Annotated in this window: 29 protein-coding genes; 25 read left to right on the forward strand and 4 right to left on the reverse strand. The window is 40.1% G+C overall.

All coding sequences use genetic code 11. The annotated features are described in order from the left end of the window. Positions 1-109: 109 nt before the first annotated feature. The 3 genes from ACWYVB_RS13865 to ACWYVB_RS13875 are packed head-to-tail and all read left to right on the forward strand — an operon-like array spanning position 110 to position 1,491. On the forward strand, positions 110-337 hold the full coding sequence (locus ACWYVB_RS13865) for a peptidoglycan-binding domain-containing protein (protein WP_457529203.1): 228 nt from the start codon (positions 110-112) through the stop codon (positions 335-337). Between the two features lie 3 nt (positions 338-340). Continuing rightward, the gene (locus ACWYVB_RS13870; RefSeq protein WP_457529205.1) at positions 341-1,000 is read left to right on the forward strand and encodes a hypothetical protein; all 660 of its coding nucleotides are present in this window, start codon (positions 341-343) and stop codon (positions 998-1,000) included. Positions 1,001-1,032: 32 nt separating this feature from the next. Beyond that, positions 1,033-1,491: a hypothetical protein gene (locus ACWYVB_RS13875; protein ID WP_242657439.1), complete on the forward strand. Its 459-nt coding sequence runs from the start codon at positions 1,033-1,035 to the stop codon at positions 1,489-1,491. A 306-nt stretch (positions 1,492-1,797) separates the two neighbouring features. Here the strand turns inward: ACWYVB_RS13875 and ACWYVB_RS13880 are convergent, their stop codons facing one another. Next, on the reverse strand, positions 1,798-1,953 hold the full coding sequence (locus ACWYVB_RS13880; protein WP_258659112.1) for a hypothetical protein: 156 nt from the start codon (positions 1,951-1,953) through the stop codon (positions 1,798-1,800). Between the two features lie 729 nt (positions 1,954-2,682). Here ACWYVB_RS13880 and ACWYVB_RS13885 point away from each other — a divergent pair. From ACWYVB_RS13885 to ACWYVB_RS13905, 5 genes are all read left to right on the forward strand, one after another. Next, positions 2,683-3,033, forward strand: coding sequence for a hypothetical protein (locus tag ACWYVB_RS13885; protein ID WP_268980044.1), 351 nt, complete (start codon positions 2,683-2,685; stop codon positions 3,031-3,033). A gap of 307 nt (positions 3,034-3,340) precedes the next feature. Continuing rightward, positions 3,341-3,634, forward strand: coding sequence for a hypothetical protein (locus ACWYVB_RS13890; protein WP_124009144.1), 294 nt, complete (start codon positions 3,341-3,343; stop codon positions 3,632-3,634). A 364-nt stretch (positions 3,635-3,998) separates the two neighbouring features. After that, a complete protein-coding gene (locus ACWYVB_RS13895) occupies positions 3,999-4,391 on the forward strand; it encodes a DUF4145 domain-containing protein (protein ID WP_226977465.1) in 393 nt (130 codons plus the stop codon). A 143-nt stretch (positions 4,392-4,534) separates the two neighbouring features. Beyond that, positions 4,535-5,404 carry an FRG domain-containing protein gene (locus ACWYVB_RS13900; RefSeq protein ID WP_268980045.1) on the forward strand — a complete coding sequence of 290 codons (870 nt, stop codon included), beginning with the start codon at positions 4,535-4,537 and terminating at the stop codon, positions 5,402-5,404. A gap of 239 nt (positions 5,405-5,643) precedes the next feature. Then, positions 5,644-6,021, forward strand: coding sequence for a Tse2 family ADP-ribosyltransferase toxin (locus tag ACWYVB_RS13905; protein ID WP_140279730.1), 378 nt, complete (start codon positions 5,644-5,646; stop codon positions 6,019-6,021). A gap of 457 nt (positions 6,022-6,478) precedes the next feature. Here the strand turns inward: ACWYVB_RS13905 and ACWYVB_RS13910 are convergent, their stop codons facing one another. Beyond that, complete coding sequence (locus ACWYVB_RS13910; protein ID WP_182035368.1) at positions 6,479-6,640, reverse strand: hypothetical protein; 162 nt, start codon at positions 6,638-6,640, stop codon at positions 6,479-6,481. 339 nt (positions 6,641-6,979) lie between these two features. Here ACWYVB_RS13910 and ACWYVB_RS13915 point away from each other — a divergent pair, with 339 nt between their 5' ends. From ACWYVB_RS13915 to ACWYVB_RS13995, 17 genes are all read left to right on the forward strand, one after another. Then, positions 6,980-7,210, forward strand: a complete 231-nt coding sequence (locus ACWYVB_RS13915) for a hypothetical protein (RefSeq protein WP_256955180.1) — start codon at positions 6,980-6,982, stop codon at positions 7,208-7,210. 1,239 nt (positions 7,211-8,449) lie between these two features. Then, the gene (locus tag ACWYVB_RS13920; protein ID WP_069505786.1) at positions 8,450-8,860 is read left to right on the forward strand and encodes a cytidine deaminase; all 411 of its coding nucleotides are present in this window, start codon (positions 8,450-8,452) and stop codon (positions 8,858-8,860) included. A gap of 820 nt (positions 8,861-9,680) precedes the next feature. After that, complete coding sequence (locus tag ACWYVB_RS13925) at positions 9,681-10,316, forward strand: hypothetical protein (RefSeq protein ID WP_074191359.1); 636 nt, start codon at positions 9,681-9,683, stop codon at positions 10,314-10,316. A gap of 523 nt (positions 10,317-10,839) precedes the next feature. Then, positions 10,840-11,016, forward strand: a complete 177-nt coding sequence (locus tag ACWYVB_RS13930) for a hypothetical protein (protein WP_268980054.1) — start codon at positions 10,840-10,842, stop codon at positions 11,014-11,016. After that, positions 11,010-11,207: a hypothetical protein gene (locus tag ACWYVB_RS13935; RefSeq protein ID WP_395197078.1), complete on the forward strand. Its 198-nt coding sequence runs from the start codon at positions 11,010-11,012 to the stop codon at positions 11,205-11,207. The genes ACWYVB_RS13930 and ACWYVB_RS13935 overlap by 7 nt, the downstream gene beginning before the upstream one ends. 167 nt (positions 11,208-11,374) lie before the next feature. After that, a complete protein-coding gene (locus ACWYVB_RS13940) occupies positions 11,375-11,947 on the forward strand; it encodes a hypothetical protein (RefSeq protein WP_268980050.1) in 573 nt (190 codons plus the stop codon). A 155-nt stretch (positions 11,948-12,102) separates the two neighbouring features. Beyond that, on the forward strand, positions 12,103-12,555 hold the full coding sequence (locus ACWYVB_RS13945; RefSeq protein WP_256955182.1) for an NUDIX hydrolase: 453 nt from the start codon (positions 12,103-12,105) through the stop codon (positions 12,553-12,555). A gap of 600 nt (positions 12,556-13,155) precedes the next feature. Beyond that, positions 13,156-13,605: a hypothetical protein gene (locus tag ACWYVB_RS13950; RefSeq protein WP_258506769.1), complete on the forward strand. Its 450-nt coding sequence runs from the start codon at positions 13,156-13,158 to the stop codon at positions 13,603-13,605. Positions 13,606-13,791: 186 nt separating this feature from the next. Beyond that, a complete protein-coding gene (locus tag ACWYVB_RS13955; protein WP_457529212.1) occupies positions 13,792-14,163 on the forward strand; it encodes a hypothetical protein in 372 nt (123 codons plus the stop codon). Further along, complete coding sequence (locus ACWYVB_RS13960) at positions 14,164-14,400, forward strand: hypothetical protein (protein ID WP_457529214.1); 237 nt, start codon at positions 14,164-14,166, stop codon at positions 14,398-14,400. A gap of 134 nt (positions 14,401-14,534) precedes the next feature. Beyond that, positions 14,535-14,945 (forward strand): hypothetical protein, encoded by a 411-nt coding sequence (locus ACWYVB_RS13965; protein WP_074191368.1) that lies wholly within the window; start codon positions 14,535-14,537, stop codon positions 14,943-14,945. A 141-nt stretch (positions 14,946-15,086) separates the two neighbouring features. After that, entirely contained in the window at positions 15,087-15,230 is a 144-nt protein-coding gene (locus ACWYVB_RS13970; protein ID WP_213901585.1) for a hypothetical protein, read from the forward strand. Between the two features lie 18 nt (positions 15,231-15,248). Then, positions 15,249-15,635: a type II toxin-antitoxin system YafO family toxin gene (locus ACWYVB_RS13975; RefSeq protein WP_074191369.1), complete on the forward strand. Its 387-nt coding sequence runs from the start codon at positions 15,249-15,251 to the stop codon at positions 15,633-15,635. Beyond that, complete coding sequence (locus ACWYVB_RS13980; RefSeq protein WP_074191370.1) at positions 15,635-15,940, forward strand: hypothetical protein; 306 nt, start codon at positions 15,635-15,637, stop codon at positions 15,938-15,940. The genes ACWYVB_RS13975 and ACWYVB_RS13980 overlap by 1 nt, the downstream gene beginning before the upstream one ends. 167 nt (positions 15,941-16,107) lie before the next feature. Continuing rightward, a complete protein-coding gene (locus tag ACWYVB_RS13985) occupies positions 16,108-17,475 on the forward strand; it encodes a hypothetical protein (protein ID WP_074191371.1) in 1,368 nt (455 codons plus the stop codon). 820 nt (positions 17,476-18,295) lie between these two features. Continuing rightward, positions 18,296-19,081: a hypothetical protein gene (locus ACWYVB_RS13990; protein WP_074191372.1), complete on the forward strand. Its 786-nt coding sequence runs from the start codon at positions 18,296-18,298 to the stop codon at positions 19,079-19,081. A gap of 601 nt (positions 19,082-19,682) precedes the next feature. Next, entirely contained in the window at positions 19,683-20,240 is a 558-nt protein-coding gene (locus ACWYVB_RS13995; RefSeq protein WP_457529217.1) for a nucleotidyltransferase family protein, read from the forward strand. A gap of 185 nt (positions 20,241-20,425) precedes the next feature. Here the strand turns inward: ACWYVB_RS13995 and ACWYVB_RS14000 are convergent, their stop codons facing one another. Further along, a complete protein-coding gene (locus tag ACWYVB_RS14000; protein WP_045595538.1) occupies positions 20,426-20,935 on the reverse strand; it encodes a hypothetical protein in 510 nt (169 codons plus the stop codon). After that, positions 20,922-21,350, reverse strand: coding sequence for a hypothetical protein (locus tag ACWYVB_RS14005; RefSeq protein WP_268980052.1), 429 nt, complete (start codon positions 21,348-21,350; stop codon positions 20,922-20,924). Before ACWYVB_RS14005 ends, ACWYVB_RS14000 begins: the two co-directional genes overlap by 14 nt. Positions 21,351-21,398 lie beyond the last annotated feature (48 nt).

Below are 21,398 nucleotides of genomic sequence, written 5' to 3' on the forward strand. Positions count from 1 at the left end.
AGTGTAATTTTCATGGTTCGTAGCATGATCCTGATTCTATCGAAAATCAAGCATCTTCAATGATCACGGGTATAGAATGTTACTATTTTAAGTTTATGGGTATTTGTTGATGGTAGCTATCGAGAGTTCAGTTGGTGCTGGTGGAGTTAATAAGAAAAAAGATGTAAAAATTGTTCAGATTTTGCTAAACAGTCAAGCTAAGGCAGGAACGCTAATAACCGATGGTTTGTGTGGTTCAAAGACAATCGGAGCAATATTTTCTTATCAAAGAACTATAATGCCAGGTTGGAAGCCTGATGGTAGAGTTGATCCGAATGGAAGAACTTTTCGCGAGTAATTAATGTATGTGCCTAAAAAAGAAAAGGAAAAACTTAGTAGTTCATTAATTGTACGCAATAAAAATGTTGAAATAGGGTCAAGGAACAAGTTGTCAACTACAGACTATTCTGTTAGCTATAAATCATCACTCTCTAGCGATAAAAGATTAGTAAGTAGTTATTCTATTAATGTTATTAGGTTGGCGTTAGCACAAGCTGGAATGAAGTGTGCGGTAATAACTAGTACATTAAGATTTCCTGAAGAGCAAGCGTCAATAATGTATAGAAACGCTAGAATTGATTTGAAAAAACAAAAACAGCTGTATGGTAAAAATGGCGATGATGTTCTTGATGTTTATAGTAGTAATTCAAAAAAAGATAAACATGAAGTTATAAGATTAATGAAAGAAAAAATAGAACTATTAGCTAGAGATGGTAAAAAGGTTTCAAAGCATTGTACAACTGTTGAGGACTATAAGAAATACAATGTTATTGATATTGGTGTTAATTCTACAAGAGCAGCTAATAGTGAGTTTTTTTCTGTTAAAAAGTTTACTGCTGTTTTGAAAGCATTAACAGAAGACGGATATATCAATAAGTTCATTGATGAAACAGGAAAGTCAAATAAATGTTGGCATATAGAAGTTGTCCCTAATGCAAAAAAAATTACGAGGTTTGATTGATGAGGGTGTCCAGTTGCATACTGATCTTTTGCTTGGCTTTAAGTCCATTTTATTCAAGTGCCAGTGATGAAATCTCTTTCATGCCATTGATCAAAGGCTCTTCTGCATTTTATGTCTATGAAGGGATTGATACAGATAGTGATGAGAAAGTAATAAGGCACTATTACACTTTTAGTGATGGAGACCAGTTAATATTTGAAAATAAATATTGTCTAATGAATAACTATGTGGTTAATTATCAATCAGAAAAGTTAAATTTAGATAAGCTAAAGTCACGAGTTGGTTTAATACTAGATGGTATTAAAGATAAACATCAATTAACAGTTAGCCCAGACTTTTTTTCAATATGGTTCTATGATAGTGAAAAACTTGAACTTGTGGTTGATTCAAAATTCTCGAGTATAGAGGTATCTGGAACACGGGAATATAGTAAAAATTCGGTGTTACATGAAATGATTAGTCTATATGTTGGTGTTGGAGGTGAGCCATAGGGGCATCGTTGGTGCGCATGTAACAAAGCATTTAAGAGTGATTCCCAAGGCTTGGCATTGTTCATTCCATCGTTGGGTTTTGTGTTTACGGTGGTTTGGTTGAGTTTCGTTGTAGCGCTGCTCACACCTTAATGCGGCGTTAGTACGGGTTTAGCATCAAAGGTCATAAGTTTTGGTGTTTATCTGTTTTGGCGTTCGTCTTTACACTTTTCAGTTTGTACCTTTCACGTTCTTTCCGGTGGCACTATATGCGGAGTGTTTGCTTTGATTTCAACGTTTACGGTTTCTAACTCTTAGCCTATTTCTTTAGCGCTTCTTCTCTTTCGTAGTTTTTACTGAGTCAGAATTGCCTTTCTTTGGTGTTGCCGTCGAAGTGCGAGGATCGAATCCTTTTTTAATTTGAAGCAAGTGAAAGTAGGGCAGTTCAGTGCGTTTTTCTTCTAGCCAACTTTCGTCTTTCATTCGGGGTAAAGTTTTGTGGCTGCCCGTCTCACTTCAGTGTTCAAAACCTTTCATATCATGCTACTTTTCAATATCTTGGAGTGCATAAATAGAAGTAGCGTATGTACTAACAAATTGCTTAAGAGTGATTCGTAACGCGTGGCATTCTTACTATGCGGTGGCTTATGGTGATTAAGGCACCGTGCGGTAGCTTTTGTATTGCGTTACTCACACCTTAGCAAGGCGTTAGTTGCCAACGAGAAAAACGGAGCTAAAACAAAATGTTTAGGGCTAAGGTCCAGTGCTTTTTGGCTCGGTTTTCGTATTTCAACTTCTAGTTGTTTGAGTTTGTGAAAACCGAACGTTGGTTTCTTTTGTGGTTGGATTTTCTATTTCAGAAACCGATTTATATGTTGAAAGTTAGCTGTGTAACATTGTCTGTCCAAAGAAGTTTTTTGGTGTTGTTAGCCCGTTTTCTGCGGCGTTGTATGTTCCAAGTGGTTTCAGTAACAGGCGCTTTGAAACTGCGCCTGATTTGAGTTTTACAAAATACGTAAAGGTCGTGTTGGCAAAGTGCTCATAAACTTCAAATCAAAGCCTTGGGTCTGGCAACTAACAAACTGTTCAAGAGGGATTCGCAACGCGTGGCATTTTTGCTATGCGTTGACTTTAGTGTTTAAGGTGGTGTGCGGTGGCTTCGGTACTATGTTGCTCACCCCTTAACAGGGCGTTATGCTCTAGGAGGTAATTTTGCGCGATTTATTCAAGAAAGTGGTTCTAATTAACCTCTCAGCGGCTCTTGTTGTTATCGCTCTAGCCCAGTTTGTTCCATTCTTTGCTACTACTCAGTTGGTCGACTTTCTTTTCTTTGTTGTCATCGTCATATGGGTTTTGGCGAAGCTAATGTGGGAAGGTGGAGTCTATAGTAAGACGACTCGGTTAGATGACCCTAGAACAGACAAAGTCTACAAAATGGTAGAAGGGCATGATTTCGAAAAAGACGAACGCGAGCACTATCAAATGAACTACCAGACAGGATTAGTTTTCTTCATAGCCGGTCTGCCAGCGTTTATTGCTTGTTTAGTCCTTCAATTTCTTTGAGTACGAGCATAACAATAAATTTAAGAGTGATTCACAACGCTTGGCGCTTTCACTTCACTTTAGCTTTGTGTTTACGGCACAATGGCTTAGGTAAGGTGTAAGCGTTGTTCACACCTTAATGCGGCGTTAGGCATGCAATGTTACCTTTAACTTATAGGTCAGATTTATGGGTTGGGCGAAAATAAAAACGATCATTATTATAGTTTTAGTCATCCTCGTATCAGAAGGGATTAGGATTTACACTGGGGTGCCTATAACAATACTTGATGTTGTGATACTACCTATAACATGTTCGCTAGTATATCTAATGAAATATTATAAATTTCCTTTTAGTAAAACATACAAAGATAGGGAGTCTCACCAAACACAAAATGCTTTTCAGCTAATTGGTTCCTTAGTTTTTACAGCTATTTTAGCGGTAATGGGCACGTGGGTAGCTTGGCTTGGAATTCAAGCCCCTCTGCAGTATTTCTCTGGTGTAAAAGTAGCTGCACATGGATATACGTTAATTCAAGTTGGTATTTTAATTACTTTATACAGTATATGGGGGGCACTTATTTTCCTATCCAGGCTAAATAGGCTACGCCATAAGTCTGCCTAACAAACTGTTTAAGAGGGATTCGCAACGCGTGGCATTTTCACTATGCGTTGGTTTAAGTGTTTAAGGTGTTATGCTGCGGCTTAGGTATTGCGTTGCTCACCCCTTAACAGGGCGTTAGCCATACAGTACAAATAGTTAATATTGGAGAACCCTAATGGAGTTAACAGGAAACCTTACATTAAGTCGTTGTCCGCATTGCTCGGTTGCATCGCCTTTACTAAAGTTAAGAGAAATTTTTGAAACGACAGATCAAGCGAATCGAAACGCCCGTACTTGGGGGACATATATATGCTAAAGTTGTGGTGGTGTTGTAACTGCTTGGGCTACGCGTGGGAGTCACACTGTTAGGGATAGTTTTCCTAAAATGCGCTCAATTTCCGACGATATCCCCGAAACTGCGAAAGCATATTTACAGCAGGCATCCGAGAGTCTACATGCGCCAGCGGGTGCAGTAATGCTTTCTGCAAGCGCTGTAGATGCGATGTTAAAAAGTAAAGGTCTCACTAACGGTAGTCTATATACCCGAATTAATACTGCTGCTGAACAGCACATAATTACAGAAGACATGGCAACTTGGGCACATGACGTACGTCTTGACGCTAATGATCAACGGCACGCAGATCAAAACGCTTCCCTACCTACAACAATCGATGCACAAAGGGTATTGGATTTTTCTATGGCTTTAGCTGAAATCTTATACGTGCTGCCTAGTAAGGTCGCACGGGGTATTGCGCAAGCTGAAAGTAGTAATGGCTAACAAACTGCTTAAGAGGGATTCGCAACGCGTGGCATTTTTACTATGCATTGGCTTTAGTGATTAAGATGGTGTGCGGAAGCATCGGTGTTGCGTTGCTCACCCCTTAGCAGGGCGTTATATGTCATTGTAGTTAATCAAAAATATTGGAGTATTATGCCTCAAGTAAATTAACGATTCCCGATACCGAAAGGGTAATTGAAAAAGGTAGCAATAGAGAAGTTATTCATGTGAATGACCCTCATGCATTAGTAAAGGTTGCTGGATATTTGAAGTTTAGTCATGCTTTAACTGACAAAAGTGAAGGCATTTACTTCAGAGGAGAAAGGAAAATTTACGGTTCTCTATCTCCAACAATATTTAGAAATGTCCATCAATCAAAATCAAAAGAGAATCGGATCGTTTCTGTTCGTAATGCTCTCAAGGAATTTAATGATAAGTGTCACATTTTCCAAGGCTTTGGAGAGTATGCTCATGAGCCATTGATTCAACATTACGGCGTTCATACTACATGGGTTGATCTTGTAGATAATTTTTGGATAGCGTTATGGTTTGCGTACCATCGAGCTAAAGGTGCTGGTGAGTGTGGGCAATATCTGCATTTTGAGAGGCGTATACCCTCAGAAGAAGATAAATATGCTTATGTTGTGTTAGTCGGTGTGGATATTCAGAGGCGAGATAAATTTAAGCCGGGTTATTTCCACGGTCCTAACACTGAGATGGTTGATTTACGTATGGCTGCACCATCTGTTTTCTTACGTCCGCACGCACAGCACGGTTTGCTTTTCAGATGTAAAGGTGTCAACAACGAGCGTCCAAATGATTACTCTAAACAAATTAGAGGGATTGTTAGGGTTAAGTTGTCCGACGCTCTTGATTGGTTGGGCGACGGCAAAATGGTTGGAACCCATTCTCTATTCCCGCCTCCGTTCTATGATAGTGGTTACCGTATTCTTATTGAAAGTGGAGCCAAAATCGATAAGCACATTGGTAGTATTGGTCTAGTGGGAGCTTAGACATATAACAATCTGTTTAAGAGTGATTCGCAACGCTTGGCATTTTTGCTATGCGTTGCGTTTAGTGTTTAAGGTGGTATGCGGTAGCTTCGGTATTGCGTTGCTCACACCTTAACAGGGCGTTAGCTTTCATGGCTATTACACACGAGTTTTAACTCCATCGTATATTTAATATCGACAATTAGGTCACTTGTTAGTTCGTAATTAATGTTCAGGTTTTGTTTCATCTGGAGTTAATTATGTTTCCGAAAGATTTTTACATCTTACCCGAAGAACTATTTAGGATTGGTAATAAGGAAACTCCCAAGCTATCGCATGTGAGAGCTAGGGATGTGGACACGATGCAGTTAAACGGTATAACGGTAATTATTGCTAATGGAAAGGGGAGCAGTGTGTTTGACAAGACTGGGATTAACCAATCTAATATGACGGGTTGGGTTTGGAGGTTTCCACCCAACACGCGCCCTCCTCAGGGGCTAAAGCTTGTAAACGATAAGCCACATCATTACGGTATCGCACCTGTCACAAATATGCCTTTAGATAAGTATAAGGGGTTACTGGAAGAGATGGCTTTGAAAGCAACAAGGGTGTTTAAAAAAGAGGGTAAAGTAGTTTGAGACGGATAACTTTAGATTTAGCATCTTCGGATATGAAATTAGTCCTAGAAGGTTTGGAGTCATTGGAAAAGCAATGGGCACATGTTTGTGAGAACTCTGACGATGAGGATGAAATATCAGACTACGGTAACGATCTGATTGAACTGAGGTTGCTCATTAAATCACTACGAAACGATGCTATAAGTGTATTTGGAGATAATGTGGTCAATTTTTCAAGAGACCTTCTCTAAAATAAAGCTAACAAACTGTTTAAGAGTGATTCGCAACGCGTGGCATTTTTACTATGCGTTGCGTCAGGTGTTTAAGGTATTATACGGGAGCATCGGTATTGCGTTGCTCACACCTTAACAGGGCGTTATGTTTACTTGTATTTCAATGGCTTAAATGTCTTAGGCTCTAGTTCTTTGTCCCTCTGGCTGTTCGTCCCTAGTAGACTCAGCAAATCCGCATTGTCGGTCTAAGTTCTTGAATTTCTCAGCTCGTAAAGCATACCAATATTCGTGGGTTGCTTCATTGTCAGGTCGTGGCGGTTGGCTTCGGGTTTAACTGGTTCAAAGTCGCTTTCAGGTTCATAACCAAGCAGCATTTCGGCTTGGCAGTTGCCTCGGCAATTATCCATTATCTTGCGCTTTGGTGGGAAAGATAGGGCGCTTGTTGTTGCTCGGGCGGGTTGCCTCATTGGGCAGGGAAGTGGAATTACTCGTTTTAGGTTGGTCGCCTTTGGTGCTCAAGTTAGTCTCTGCCTTGTGGTTTGCTTCAGAAAACTAGTTAGAAATGGCAGTTCTTTCTCAATTAAGTCAGTAACTTGTGGTAAAACATAACAAACAATTCAACAGTGATTCGCAACGCTTGGCGCTCTCACTTCGGGTTGAGTTTAGTGTTTACGGCGCAGTGTTTAAGTTCAGTGTATGCGCTGCTCACACGTTAATTGGGCGTTAGCTTTCTTTGGGAGAATAAAGTGAGTCAATATTTGATCGAACCAGAAGTTCCTGGGAGTTTGGGTGAAAATACTTTGGCAAATTTCGATTTGCATCCACCGATAATAGAAAAGCTACATTTTCAGTTTGATGGGTGGCTAGGTGATGATTTATTGACTTCATACTACCGAGATAGATATCAGTCTTTAGCGCAAGGTTCACGAAGTGGAGCATCACCACACTTTACTCGATATCACGCATCAGATTGCTAACAAAGCATTTAAGAGTGATTCGCAACGCTTGGCAGTTTCGCTTCGCTCAAGTATAGCCAAGCGTCGCTCACACCTTAATGCGGCGTTAGTTTGCAAGAGGAAAAACGCAGCTATATTGCAAGATCTAGCGGTAAAAGCTCAACGTTTAAATTGTCGTATCGGCGTTCAATTTCAGTGTTAATTAGCGTGGTCAAAATCCCCAATTGATATCGTTTCAACGGTTGATTTGTTCTTTGGTGCGGCGACTTTTGGGCTCACTGAGTCGAATTGTTTTGTTGAAAGTCTGCATTGTGAGATTGGTTTTCCAAAAGTGCTTTTTGGTGTTGTGAGTTCGTTTTCTGCGGCGTTGTTTGTTCCAAGTGGTTTCATTGACTAGCCGCTTTGAGACTACGCCTGACTTAAGTGCATCAAAGCACATAAAGTTTGTTGTTCGCAAAGTTTAAAATAACGTAAAATCAAACTTTTGGGTCTGCAAACTAACAAACTGCTCAAGAGGGATTCACAACGCGTGGCATTTTTACTGTGCGTTGATTTTAGTGATTAAGGTGGTTTGCGGCGGCTTCAGTATTGCGTTGTTCGCCCCTTAGCAGGGCGTTAGTTTGCAAGAGGAAAAACGCAGCTATATCGCAAGATCTAGTGGTAAAAGCTCAAAGTTGAAATTGTCGTATCGGCGTTCAATTTAGGTGTTAACTAGCGTGGTGAAAATTCAGAATTGGCATCGTTTCAACGGTTGATTTGTTTTTTGGTGCGGCGACTTTTGGGTTACCTGAGTCGAACTTTTTTGCTGAAACTCTGCTCGTTGAGTTTGTTGGTACAAAAGCCGATCTACTCGCTGAAATGTCGTTTTCTCTGGTGTGGTAAGTTCAATGTGGTTTCAGTGGCTTTGTTGAAAGTCCGCATTGTGAAATTGGTTTTCCAAAAGCGCTTTTTGGTGTTGTGAGTTCGTTTTCTGCGGCGTTGTTTGTTCCAAGTGGTTTCATTGACTAGCTGCTTTGAAACTACACCTGACTTAAGTGCATCAAAGCACATAATGCTTGCTGTTTGCAAAGTTTAAAATAACGTAAAATCAACTCTTTGGGTTTGCAAACTAACAAACTGCTCAAGAGGGATTCGCAACGCGTGGCATTTTTACTGTGCGTTGAATTTAGTGATTAAGGTGGTTTGCGGCGGCTTCGGTATTGCGTTGCTCACCCCTTAGCAGGGCGTTATAGCGCACGATAAAATTGAATATGGATGGTCATGGATAATATCGAAAAAGAGCTCTATCAAGCAGCAATAGAACTAGTAAATATGCGATATCCTTCTGGTTGGGGTGGAGCTGCGGCTGTTAGAACAGAGTCAGGAAAAATATTAACAAGCATTGCTCCTGATACTAAAAACGATGCTCTTTCACTATGCATGGAGGTGGGAGCGTATTTAGAGGCTCACAAACTCAATGAGCGAGTGACCCACTCATTATGCCTGTGTCGTGAGAGCGAGAACGATGAATTTCTAATCTTGTCACCATGCGGAGTTTGCCAAGAGCGCCTCGTCCATTGGGGTGGGGATGTCAAAGCAGCAATTACGACTCCAGAGAATGCATTGGTTTTCAAGACTATACGAGAATTAATGCCTCATCATTGGTCACTTGTAAACGGCAAAGCGCTATAACAAACTGTTTAAGAGTGATTCGCAACGCGTGGCATTTTTACTATGTGTTGGTTTTAGTGTTTAAGGTGGCATGCGGCGGCATCGGTATTGCGTTGCTCACCCCTTAACAAGGCGTTAGTACGGGATGGGCATCGAAGGTTAAAAGTTCAGCGTTTATTGGTTTCGTTTCCTAGCTTTGCACTTGACCGGGCGCGCCTTTCATGTTCTTTCCGGTGGCACTATATGCGGAGTTTCCGCTTTGGCTTCACCGTTTACGGTTTCTAACTTTTTGGCTATTTCTCTGGCGCGGCTTCTTTTGTGTGGTTAGTTTTTTAATCTTAAATTCAGTACGTTGGTGTGGTTGTCAAAGTTCGGTGACCGAATCCTTTGCTAATTTGAAAATCGCCGAAATAGGGCAGTTTGGTGTGTTTTTCTTATCGCCAACTTGTGTTTTGAGGTTGAGTTCTAGTTTTGCAGTTGTCTGTTTGACTTTAGCGTTTTTGCCTATAGTTTCGTGCTATATTTCAATATCTTGGTGCAAATCAAAAGGTTTAGGAACAGCGTACTAACAAACAATTTAAGAGTGATTCGGCACGCGTGGCATTTTTACTATGCGTCGGTTTTAGTGTTTAAGGTGGTATGCGGTAGCATCGGTATTGCGTGCCTCACACCTTAATTGGGCGTTAGCTTAACATTTAAGTTCTTGAACAAGGTAGTCAGGCAATTATGCTATTTATAAATTGCAATGTTGTGTGAAACTAAACAAAAAAGTAGTAAGCATATTTGTCTTCAAGTTCCAATAATTGTATTAAGCATTATCAAAATCTATATTGGAGGGTTTATGAGAGTACACAAATCAAAAATTGCCGCAGATCCAGTTAAGTACTACACGTATTTGATTGGTATGGAAAAGTACGAAGCTCGTATGAGGCAGGAGCCTAATGCAATTACAATTATTACAGGAATTGTACTTTATAGAGAGTTACCTAAGAACAAACAGTCCGAAGTTTTGAAGCTAATATTGGCTTTGAACGATGGCCAATTGAAAGCTTCACTATATGGTTTAGTTTCTCAAGTGGTTGCAAATCCATACTGGTTCTCATGGTCACTTTCTGATCGGGAGCTCAGAGAATTTTTTGATACCAACAAGGATGTGACTAATATATTGAAAGGTCTTGGCATAGACTTCTCGCTCCCTCTCACAGCAGCAGGTATATCAGCATTTTTGCTTTCATCAGCGCAACAAGGGGTAAAAAGTGCTTCCAAAGAGGTTGCGACTCAGTTGAAAAAGCAAGTTACAAGCTCACCAGTTGCGCAGATTGCAAATAGACTGGGAGTGACCAAACAAGTTGCAGGCAAAGCATCGGCAATCTTGGTCGTAATGGTTAGTGTAATTGCTTATCAAACACACTTAAATGCAAAAGATGCGCGGAAGGAGCTTCTTCGCAGAGGTCTACTTCAACCGGAAGATTTGTAATGCTAGTTTTAATACTAATAGTGATATTGTCATTGGCAACAATTCATTTCTCGCATGTGCTATTGATGCAGTATATGTTCTCTGAAGAAAAGTTATCGCCGAGTACTACTTTTCTTCGTCCATTATCTTTGTGTGTTATGGCTGCATGTGCTCAGTACTATATTCTTTCAATGATAACAGGCTACAATTTACCCGAGGTTGCGGGATTGGCTCTCGTGGCTACGAATGCATTCTTCTTCGTTGGTTTTTATTTTGCGTATAAGGCAAGAGTAAAAAGCCTGGAAAGTAAAAAGCACTCCTGAGTCTATATTAAGCTAACAAAGCATTTAAGAGTGATTCCCAACGCATGGCATTTTTCATTCCATCGTTGGTTTTTTTGTTTACGGTGGTAAGGTTTAGTTTCGTGGTAGCGTTGCTCACACCTTAATGCGGCGTTAGTTTGCAAGAGGAAAAACGCAGCTATATCACAAGATCTAGTGGTTAAAGTTCAAAGTTTAAGTTGTCGTATTAGCTTTCAATTTTAGTGTTAACTAGCGTAGTAAAATCCAAAATTGGCATCGTTTCAACGGTTGATTTGTTCTTTGGTGCGGTGACTTTGGGGTTAACTGAGTCGAAATTTTTTGCTGAAACTCTGCTCGTTGAGTTTGTTGGTACAAAAGCCGATTTACTCGCTGAAATGGCGTTTTCTCTGGTGTGGTAAGTTCATGTGGTTTCAGTGGCTTTGTTGAAAGTCCGCATTGTGAGATTGGTTTTCCAAAAGCGCTTTTTGGTGTTGTGAGTTCGTTTTCTACGGCGTTGCGTGTTCCAAGTGGTTTCAGTGACAAACGCTTTGAAACTGCGCCTGATTTGAGTTTTCCAAAATACGTAAAGCAAGTGTTGGCAAAGCGGTAATGCACTTCAAATCAAAGCTTTAGCTTAGGCAACTAACAAAGCATTCAAGAGGGATTCACAACGCTTGGCAGTTTGGGTTTGAATCGGCTTTAGTGTTTACGGCACAATGGGTTAGGTTGGGTGGCTGTGTTGTTCACCCCTTAATGCGGCGTTAGGCGAGGGAAGTCATGTATAGAATATTATTCCTCTTTTTATTATTGCCATTATGGTCAGTTGCAGCTGTAAATTTACCATCTGATTATGTTGGAATTGAAATATATCAATCTACAATTGATGACGTGTCTAAAAAACTCGGTAAATCTCAACTTCAAAGTATCCCATATGGTGACCATGAAAATGGTTATTGTTATGTTTCTGATAATGGTATTTATGCAGTTTTTAGTTCAGGTCCAATGGGAGCCCAATCCATTATTACCAGAATGAGTATTCATTTGGACAATCCAGGATTGAAATGTAGCGCAAGCAAGCTAGAGTTACCTACTTGCATTGGTGAATTTTGTTTAGGTGTTTCAAAAAATAAATCTGAAAGCCTTTTAGGAGGAGTTTTAGATCTTACAAATGATGGCAGTAATAGTTACGTGAAAAGCTTCTGGTTGACAAGGGAATTGACTGAAGAGGAAAAACAGAAGTTGAATTTATCTGAAGAAATGACTGTTGCTGATATTACCAACAACATTTGGTTCAAACTCGTAAATGAAGAAGCAATAGAAATTGGTGTTATAAAGTTTGAAACGTACTGAGTCGCCTAACAAACAATTTAAGAGTGATTCAGCACGCGTGGCATTTTTGGTATGCGGCGGTTTTGGGTGTTGAAGTGCCATGCGGCGGCTTGGTCATTGCGTGCTTCACACCTTAATTGGGCGTTAGCCGACTATCGTAGTTTCTAGGTATAAAAATGATTCCAATAAATAATTCAATTGTTTCCGGTGTGGCGTTGTCGGAAATTAATGGTGAAACAAAGATGCTTCTAATGAAGCGAGTGAAAGGTGGCTTTTGGTGCCATGTTGCAGGTTCAATGGAAGAAGGCGAGTTGCCTTGGCAAACCATCGTTCGAGAGTTTCAGGAAGAAACCCAGATTGAAGTGGCAGAACTGTACAATGGTCAATTCTTAGAACAGTTTTATGAGTCCTACTCGAACGTTATTGAAGTAATCCCAGTCTTTGTCGTTAAGTGCCGAGCGAATCAAGAGGTCGTTCTTAATCACGAACACACAGATTTTAAATGGTGCAGCTTAGAAGAAGCGTTAGAGTTATCGCCTTTTCCAACACAACATGCAGCATTCAAGCACGTTTGGGAGTATTTTGTAGGCAAGCCTATTAATGAGCTATGTCGTATAAAACTCGGCTAACAAAGCATTTAAGAGTGATTCGCAACGCTTGGCGCTTTCGCTTCGCTCAAGTATAGCTAAGCGTCGCTCACACCTTAATGCGGCGTTAGTTGCCAACGAGAAACTCGCAGCTAAAACAGAGTGTTTAGGTCTAATCGTTCGTGTACTTTACTCGATTCTGCACTTCGAACTTCGGGATCTTGGCTCGTGGGAATTGAGCTTCGATCTTTTCCTAGTTTGGTTTGCCATTTCAGAAGCTGATTTACTTGTTGAAAGTCAGCTTTGTAGCATTGTTTCTCCAAAAGGCCTTTTTGGGTGTTGTCAGTTCGTTTTATACGGTATTGCGTGTTCCAAGTGGTTTCAGTGACAAACGCTTTGAAATTACGCCTGATTTGAGTTTTTCAAAGTACGTAAAAACAGTGTTGGCAAAGCGGCAATTAACTTCAAATCAAAGCTTTAGGCTTGGCAACTAACAAAGCATTCAAGAGGGATTCACAACGCTTGGCAGTTTTGGTTTGAATTGGCTTAAGTGTTTACGGCACAATGGTTTAGTTTGGGTGGAATGCGTTATTCACCCCTTAATGCAGCGTTATGAGGCGTCGCTATTTAGCTTAGAGATTTATGATGAAAAAAGGACTAACTTATCTATTACCTCTGCTTCTCTTTGGCTGCTCAGCGCAAGTTGATAAGCTGAGTTACTTGAAAGTATGGGATGACAAATGGAAAGAGTGCGACAAAATTGGTAAACAAACGATATTAGATTTCCCCAAATCTGAATGGTTTGAAAGCTTGCGCCTGGACGATAAAAAAGAAGTATTCTTATACATTCACTTTCTTAAAGACTATGAGTGCACTCAAGCTGAGGCTAGTAATCTCAAGGCTGTATTAGATGAAGCAGACATCACTACTTTAAATGGAGTTTTAAAAGGCTTTATCCATTTTGACAAGCCAAGTGATTCAAAAATTAAGCATTTAGACCAGCGGCAAGTTGAAGTCATGTCTCGTGAAATCAGTAGTCCTTTTAATGCTTTAGCTACGGCTGAAAAAATGGGACTACTTGAACATCAGTGAGAGCGCACCTCATAACAAATTGTTCAAGAGTGATTCGGCACGCGTGGCATTTTTACTGTGCGTCAGGTTTAGTGGTTAAGGTGGTATGCAGAAGCTTAGGTATTGCGTGCCTCACACCTTAACAAGGCGTTAGCTGCTCACACTATGAGGTAATTTCTCTATAAAAACTATTAAGGAGTATTTGATTTGATCGCGCGTGCAGTGGTTCTTACTACCAATATCTGTTCTGAACTTGAACTCAAGGCTCATGTTCCTTTTGCTTGGCGCTTTTTCACCAATAAAAAAAGATTGATCAAGTACTATAAGAGTGCGTTAAAGACATTGCTTACCAGTCGTAAGGATGAGCTGAAATTTTACGCTCATCAAAAGTCCTTTTCTCATATGACATTATCGGTAGCTTTTTGGCACTATGATTTACATTGTAATGTATGGAGTAAAGAAGGCATGGATTTTGAGCGTCATCCAAATTGTTCTCCTAATCCCTTTATAATTCTCTCCGATTTTGAAGTGGGTAATTCAAATATCTCAAGGTTACGAGATATCTTTGAAGGTTGGTAAGTGCTGGGGTCTCTTGATGAAAGTGATGACGATGACAAAACTGAGTTTTTTATTAACCTTGCTCATGAAGCTCTAGCTGTTGCAATTCAGAGCAGAACGATAAAACCGTTGTTTTTGGAAATCTTTGCCGAAAATTCAAATATTGACGATGCTCTTTTCAACGAAAGAGTCCGAGTTAGAGATGAAGAAGGGCATGTTGATATTAATTTCTTAGATCTTATTCAACAACGCAGCTAACAAACTGTTTAAGAGGGATTTGCAACACGTGGCATTTTCACTATGCGTTGGTTTTAGTGTTTAGGGTGGCATGCGGCGACTTCGGTATTGCGTTGCTCACCCCTTAACAGGGCGTTATGTGAATAAGGGAAACTATGAGTTTTGATATCGCTATTTTAAGTCTTGAAAAACGAGTATCTAATTCGGAAGCTAGTGAAATTTACGCTGAGATACTTCAAGGAAATTGCAGTAATGTTGCTAAAAATACAGCAATAGAAGACCTTTATCGTGATTTAACAGCCAAACATCCTGAAATTGATGATATTCCGGACGACAAAGTTGATGACATTGATTTTTGTCCATGGAGTTGTGAGTTCGATAGATCTGCGGGCCATATAATCATAAGCTCAGTTTGGCCCAAGTCTGATTATGTGTATGAGTTTGTTCAATCACTCGCTGTTAAACATGAACTTGCCCTTTTTAACCCACAAGCAGAAGTAGTTGTATATCCTGATGGGTCTGATGGTGAGGAAGTTAAAAAGAAAATATGGTGGAAATGTTGGTAAATTCACATAACAAAGCGTTTAAGAGCGATTCCGCAACGCGTGCCAGTTTCGCTTCGCTCACAGTATGGCACGCATTACGTCACGCCTTAACGCGGCGTTATTGGAATTTAGATTTAGATATTTAACTTTAATGGAGTAAAAATGAAAGAAAAATCAATGCCTAAGGCGAAAAAACAGGAAGGTTTCACCCCTCATTATGTTGCAATAAATAGAGTAAAAAGGAGCTTTGAGCGTGCTAAAAATAGGCAAAGTGAAAGTTCCACTGAATTTGTAGAAGTCAAATAAAAGAGGAACGGTTTAAACATGGACGTCAAAGTATACGTAACTAGGGCTCTCAGTGAGGAAAGAAAACTTAACAAAGACCTAGATTTATTAATTCATGACTTTAAGCGTCACAAGCAAGGTCATCGGGTATCATATTTTGGTAAAGAAGTCCCATATCATAGACCAGCTCCTGCAGCAGAAGATGCTGGGTTAATGCATATTCATATACTAGATAAAGTTAAAACGCTAAAACTTGGCCATAGTAATACAAGTGATAGTGTCTTAATTTATACTGAGGGTGCTACAAGCATCAATACTTACTTTATAATCGATTTCTTGGTGGATGGTGCTCATGCGCAGGCGAGAAGGCCCGAGTATATGAGTTGGTTAATTGATAAGGCGGAAGCATTTAGGAATCAGAAATAATGAGTAAAGTTAAGATCAAAGCTACATGGTTTGAGGGTACAGAGCCTAGCGAAATTGGTGTCTACTTAGTTGCATTAAGACATCTTAGTGGTTTTGGCTCGTATGACTACTTATACTGGGATGGTAAATGTTGGTTGAATAAAACGACTTCTGATATTGTCGGCTGGTCGCCAGTATCTGACATACTGGCACAACTAGATGCTGGTTGGCCTACTGGTGACTTAGAAACAGATATAGAGTTTGAAAAATACAGGAAACAACATGGCGGTAAGTTTGATGATGATGATTTCATCGAAGTAGAGTAGCCCATAATAAATTCAAATAACAAAGCATTTAAGAGTGATTCCCAACGCATGGCATTTTTCATTCCATCGTTGGGTTTTGTGTTTATGGTGGTCTGGTTAAGTTTCGTGGTAGCGTTGCTCACACCTTAATGCGGCGTTAGCACTCAGAGTACCTAATAAGGATTGATATGTCTAAATCAGTAGGACTAATAATTCATTTCGATGAAGACCAAAGAAATTATTTACTTAGTGAAGTGCGAAGAGAGCATCGATTTTCTGATGCATTAAGTGTCAATGACTGGGAAATTAAACAGCTTCAAGTTGTACTGTTATCCTTTACTGGGCGCACTATTGATTTTGTAGCTTTAGCTACAAAAGGAAGTCGGGTAGTTACTGGAAAATCACGGGTTGAGTTTTCTGATTTAGTTGACTTGAACTCTATCCCAATTCGAGAAATAGAAGGGTTGCTATCTCCGAATACAAAGCTGCACTTTATGAAAAGTTCAACTGGGCGAGGAGGGCGACTACCAGAAAAAACGTGGTTTGAAACTATTGCGGCTATAAAAGAAATCCGCCCAGAATTGGTTAATGAGATAGAAAGGCTAATATCAATAACCACAGTTTCAAAGTACAGGTTGATAGGTGAAGCTGCAGAAACCCTAACTCAAGAGCGTGAGGCTTTAGGCGCAGCGCTTGATATCTTTAGTGGTCATAACGAGCTTAGGAAAGATGTTCTTCAGTCTTGGGCGCCTAACCTTGATAATGTAGAAAACTACGATGACGAAGTTATGGAAGCTGATTTAAACCTGTCTAAAGGTGGGGCTGTTTCCTTCCTCTCTGGTATTCCGGAACGCTATATCCAAGAAGAGTCTGCAATCCAACATGATCTATTTAATTGGGAAAATGAGAAAGCTTCTTTACATAACATGGGAGTCTCTAGATTCGAACAGGGAAGTAGAGTCTTAGAAGTTATCTATGCAAATAAAAATCCCTTAGAGCATACCTTAGGGGTTGACCTAATCTATTATAATAAGAGTTTTCACTCTTTTGTTCTAGTTCAGTACAAATTAATGAAAGAAAAAAATAATGTTGATGGTTTTTATTATAGACCTGATAAGCAACTAGATATAGAAATTGCTCGAATAGACGAGTTTCAAAATAAAGTGGAAATGAATTCAGTTATATCCAGTCATGAAGAGTTTAGGCTTAATCATGACGGCTTTCTCTATAAATTGGTCCCTAACAAGGGGTTGCATGCTGCGACCGAAAAATTAATTTCAGGAATGTATATAACTAACAGTTATATGAAATTTTTACTTGGTTCCGGTGGTCCCAAAGGTGAGCGAGGCGGGAGACTTATTACGTTTAAGAACTCACCAAGATATCTAACAAATACTGAGTTTTCTGGAATGGTAAATCGTGGCTGGATCGGTACTAGTTCGGCTCAAAGTAGCAGTCTTGCTCAATTAATTAGCGAGTTCCTCAACACTGGTCGAGCAATCATGGTGGCAGTTGAAGAGGATGCTGCTAGCAAGCAAAATCAGGCGAACACCTAAATACGTCTTTGTTTTGGCATTGCAGTTCTTAAGCCTGAAAAGGTTGGCCTCAGCCCTGTGTCTGGTTGGTACGTACCAGTTGTCGAGCCTTGTAGTCAAATTTTATTGAAAATAGTCAGTACTACATTGTTTGGGAAAGAGTGCTAACAAACAATTTAAGAGTGATTCAGCACGCTTGGCATTTTTGGTTTGGGTCTAGTTCAGTGTTTACGGTGGTCAAATTAAGTGTAGTGGTAGCGTGCTTCACACCTTAATTGGGCGTTAGCACTGGGTTGGCATCAAAGGTTAAAAGTGTCTGTGTTTATTGGTTTCTTTTCCTCTCTTTACACCTGTTCAAATGTGCCTTTCACGTTCGCTCCGGTGGTACTAGATGTGAAATTTTCGCTTTGCTTTTAGTGTTTACGGTTTCTAACTTTTGGGCTATTTCTCTGGTGTGGCTTCTTTGATATTGGGAAATATTTGGAAAAAGCTGCGTTTCTTTGGTGCTGCTGTTAAAGTTTGAAGACCGAATCCTTTGCTAATTTGAAAGCGATGAAAAAGGGTGGTTTGGCATGTTTTTCTTCTAACCAACTCGGGTTCTGACGTTGGTTTTTAGTCTGCCAGTTGTCCGTTTCGCTTCGGTGTTTTTAGCCACAAGTATCGTGCTATATTTCAGTATCTTGGCGTGTGCCAAAGGCTTTAAGGGCAGCGTACTAACAAACTGCTTAAGAGGGATTCACAACGCGTGGCATTTTTACTATGCGTTGATTAAAGTGGTTTGCGGCGGCATCGGTATTGCGTTGTTCACCCCTTAGCTGGGCGTTAGGTTAAAGGAGTTAACTTGGAATTATATCGAAAAATCAAAGCGATGCTTAGTAACCCTGTTGTTGGTTTGTTTCTCGCTATCGCGATTGCATATGTGTTTTATGCTATTGGTACTAAAACAATGGAGCTAAGTTACTCCTTAATCAAGCCCACAGTTATCTATAACTCTACAACTTCAGATTCTAAGTTAGAGATCAGTTGGAAGGGTGGTTCAATTGATAGCTCAATTGTTCAGCTTGATATCCCTATATGGAACAGTGGTGATCAATACATAGACTTTAATCAGGTATCGAAATCCAATCCCATTAGTTTCCATTTTCAAGATGATGATATAGAAGTTATTGACTCATCGATTCAAAACAAGTCACGTGAAAGTCTGGATGTAAAGTTAATCCGAGATGGTAACCAAATAACTCTTGATTTTGTAGGAGATGATGCACTCGAAGCAAAAGAAGGGTTCTTTATTTCAGTACTTTATTTATCAAAAGACGCGGATATGAAGCCTGTAATTGAAGCAAAGGGAAGAGTTAAAGGTATACCCGAAGGGATCACTGAGGGAACATGGACTCCGATTGATGATGGGAGATACTTACCAATTGGATTAGGGCTAACGTTTTTTTGGTTCGTTGGAATACTACTCTTTATTGCATCGGAACAGTTTTTTAAATCTATACCGTATTTCAGTGCTTTCCTTTATAGCTGGCTCATACCGTTAGTCTGCGCGATTTGCCTACTTTTCGGAGCATTATTTTTTTGGGCAATTGTTGTAGATATGTCTATGGGGCTAACTTGGAGACATTAACCTAACAAACTGTTTAAGAGGGATTCGCAACGTGTGGCATTTTTACTATGCGTTGAGTTTAGCGTTTAAGGTGATATGCGGCGGCTTTTGTATCGCGTTGCTCACCCCTTAACAGAGCGTTAGTTGCCAACGAGGAAAACGTACCTAAAGCAGAATGTTTAGGGCTAATGTCCGTGTGTTTTTGGCTAGGTTTTCGTATTTCAATTTCTAGCTAATTGGGTTTGTGAAAATCGTGCTTTGGTTTTTCTGTTTCAGAAACCGATTTATATGTTGAAAGTTAGCTGTGTAACATTGTCTGTCCCAAGGCGCTTTTTGGTGTTGTTAGCCCGTTTTCTACGGCGTTGTATGTTCCAAGTGGTTTCAGTGACAGGCGCTTTGAAACTGCGCCTGATTTGAGTTTCTTAAAACACGTAAAGCTAGTGTTGGCAAAGCGGCAATTAACATCAAATCAAATCTTTAGGTTTGGCAACTAACAAAGCATGCAAGAGGGATTCACAACGCTTGGCAGTTTTGGTTTGAATCAACTTTAGCGTTTACGGCACAATAGCTTAGGTTGGGTGGTGGCGTTGTTCCCCCCTTAATGCGGCGTTAGTAGGTCAGGATGAATAAACAAAAACTAAAGCATCTAATTCAGCAAGTTCCAGAATTGATCGAAACAGCTGAGATGTGCCAAGAAGTAGGGCTGCCAAACTACTATATTGCAGGCGGTGCTATTACCCAAATCATCTGGAATAGTATCGACAGGAAACCGCTTCTTGCTCAAGTTAAAGACTTTGATGTTGTCTACTTCGATAGATCTAACCTTGAAACTGAAGACGAGTTCAAAAATCGCATTGGCTCGCGGTTAAGTCATAGTGTTGACGTTGATGTGAAAAACCAAGCATTAATACATGAGCGCTATTCTAAGAAGTTTGGTTGTTCCATTCAGGCATATGAGCGAGTTGAACAAGGCATCGAGTCTTGGCTTTCTGCCTTTGCTATTGGTTTCACTCTAGATAGTGCAGGAAACATTAAATTGTTCACCCCCTATGGCTTAGATGATGCATTTAATATGTTGATTAAACCTAACAAAAAGGCAATGACAGAAACTAACTACAACAAAATGACCGATGGCTATAAGGCTAGGTGGCAGAAAGTACAGGTGCTCCCTTGGAGTTGACCTACTAACAAAGCGTTTAAGTCGGATTCCCAACGCTTGGCATTTTCGGTTTGCTTTGAAATTAGTGTTTACGGCACAATAGTTTAGGTAGGGTGGTAACGTTGCTCACCACTTAACGCGGCGTTAGGTGACTAATCAAAATTTAGCCTCCGAACCATGAAGCTAAGATTCGGAGGTAAAGGGAGTTACAGTTGTCCTAAGTCGATTTTTTTTGCAATTTCCTTCATCGTGTCAATCATTCCATGTTCAAATAATAGAGAGTCTGTAAATGTGTATGATTTACAAACTTTTCTTCCCTCAGGGAATCTATCTAATGTTATAAAAGCATATCCACCACCGCCTTCGCCATCGGCATTAAAAGCACGCCTTAGCTTTAACCGCTCACCATCTACAATACCTTCATCGTTGAATTTGCCTTTAGGCAACCCGCCTTCCGCTGCGGTTTTAAAAAACTTATCTTCTAGTGTGTCTAAGAACCACCGCAAGCCGTTTTTGGGAAACTCGATTTGGTAGTGCAACCATTTACTTTTTCCGGTTCGCTTGTTGGTAAAGTATTTTGCGGTTGCGAGGATGATGTAGTTATCAATCAATAGAAAGTAGAAGTTTTTTGTTGCTTCTTCATCATCCGGTACTGTTGCAATCAAGTTTGGGTCTAGAGATACCGTTAGTGGATCTATATCTTTAAATTGCTTCATTTTTTTCTCCTTTCCCGATGTTAATTCGCTTTATGGCTCCCGCTTTTTCTAACGTGCCCAGTGTTTGCGGATTTTTATCCCACGTAAAGGTTTCTGGAGGACCATATTCCTCGTTATCATCAATACAACCAAATGGGGTTGCTTCATATTCTACGTTAATGTCTTTGGTGAGGCCGTTGCCAAGAAAATGTTCGTTTGCACCTAAACCTTGTTCTATTTGGTGCCGGACATCGAGGGTGTCGGTCTGGCTCGGGGTAAAGCCAAGTACTTGGCAATATTCGATAAAGTCTTCCTGCTTTTTTAGCTTTATACCTTCTTCTTCGGCTGATACTTTGACTTGTTCATAGTATCGACTGAACTCAGGTGTCATGCATGGTGCAATTAAATCTCGGCTATCTTCAAATTCAGTGGACAATTCATACTCCGTAAACTCACTCATTCTCTAGTAGGTGGGAATAAAGCT

The sequence above is a fragment of the Vibrio sp. JZG10 genome (assembly GCF_054064075.1).

Coding starts and splice junctions, on each gene's coding strand:
- ACWYVB_RS13865 (WP_457529203.1), top strand. CDS start 110: ATGGTAGCTATCGAGAGTTCAGTTGGTGCTGGTGGAGTTAATAAGAAA.
- ACWYVB_RS13870 (WP_457529205.1), top strand. CDS start 341: ATGTATGTGCCTAAAAAAGAAAAGGAAAAACTTAGTAGTTCATTAATT.
- ACWYVB_RS13880 (WP_258659112.1), bottom strand. CDS start 1,953: ATGAAAGACGAAAGTTGGCTAGAAGAAAAACGCACTGAACTGCCCTAC.
- ACWYVB_RS13890 (WP_124009144.1), top strand. CDS start 3,341: ATGAAATATTATAAATTTCCTTTTAGTAAAACATACAAAGATAGGGAG.
- ACWYVB_RS13895 (WP_226977465.1), top strand. CDS start 3,999: ATGCGCTCAATTTCCGACGATATCCCCGAAACTGCGAAAGCATATTTA.
- ACWYVB_RS13905 (WP_140279730.1), top strand. CDS start 5,644: ATGTTTCCGAAAGATTTTTACATCTTACCCGAAGAACTATTTAGGATT.
- ACWYVB_RS13910 (WP_182035368.1), bottom strand. CDS start 6,640: ATGGATAATTGCCGAGGCAACTGCCAAGCCGAAATGCTGCTTGGTTAT.
- ACWYVB_RS13920 (WP_069505786.1), top strand. CDS start 8,450: ATGGATAATATCGAAAAAGAGCTCTATCAAGCAGCAATAGAACTAGTA.
- ACWYVB_RS13925 (WP_074191359.1), top strand. CDS start 9,681: ATGAGAGTACACAAATCAAAAATTGCCGCAGATCCAGTTAAGTACTAC.
- ACWYVB_RS13940 (WP_268980050.1), top strand. CDS start 11,375: ATGTATAGAATATTATTCCTCTTTTTATTATTGCCATTATGGTCAGTT.
- ACWYVB_RS13945 (WP_256955182.1), top strand. CDS start 12,103: ATGATTCCAATAAATAATTCAATTGTTTCCGGTGTGGCGTTGTCGGAA.
- ACWYVB_RS13950 (WP_258506769.1), top strand. CDS start 13,156: ATGATGAAAAAAGGACTAACTTATCTATTACCTCTGCTTCTCTTTGGC.
- ACWYVB_RS13965 (WP_074191368.1), top strand. CDS start 14,535: ATGAGTTTTGATATCGCTATTTTAAGTCTTGAAAAACGAGTATCTAAT.
- ACWYVB_RS13970 (WP_213901585.1), top strand. CDS start 15,087: ATGAAAGAAAAATCAATGCCTAAGGCGAAAAAACAGGAAGGTTTCACC.
- ACWYVB_RS13975 (WP_074191369.1), top strand. CDS start 15,249: ATGGACGTCAAAGTATACGTAACTAGGGCTCTCAGTGAGGAAAGAAAA.
- ACWYVB_RS13980 (WP_074191370.1), top strand. CDS start 15,635: ATGAGTAAAGTTAAGATCAAAGCTACATGGTTTGAGGGTACAGAGCCT.
- ACWYVB_RS13985 (WP_074191371.1), top strand. CDS start 16,108: ATGTCTAAATCAGTAGGACTAATAATTCATTTCGATGAAGACCAAAGA.
- ACWYVB_RS13995 (WP_457529217.1), top strand. CDS start 19,683: ATGAATAAACAAAAACTAAAGCATCTAATTCAGCAAGTTCCAGAATTG.
- ACWYVB_RS14000 (WP_045595538.1), bottom strand. CDS start 20,935: ATGAAGCAATTTAAAGATATAGATCCACTAACGGTATCTCTAGACCCA.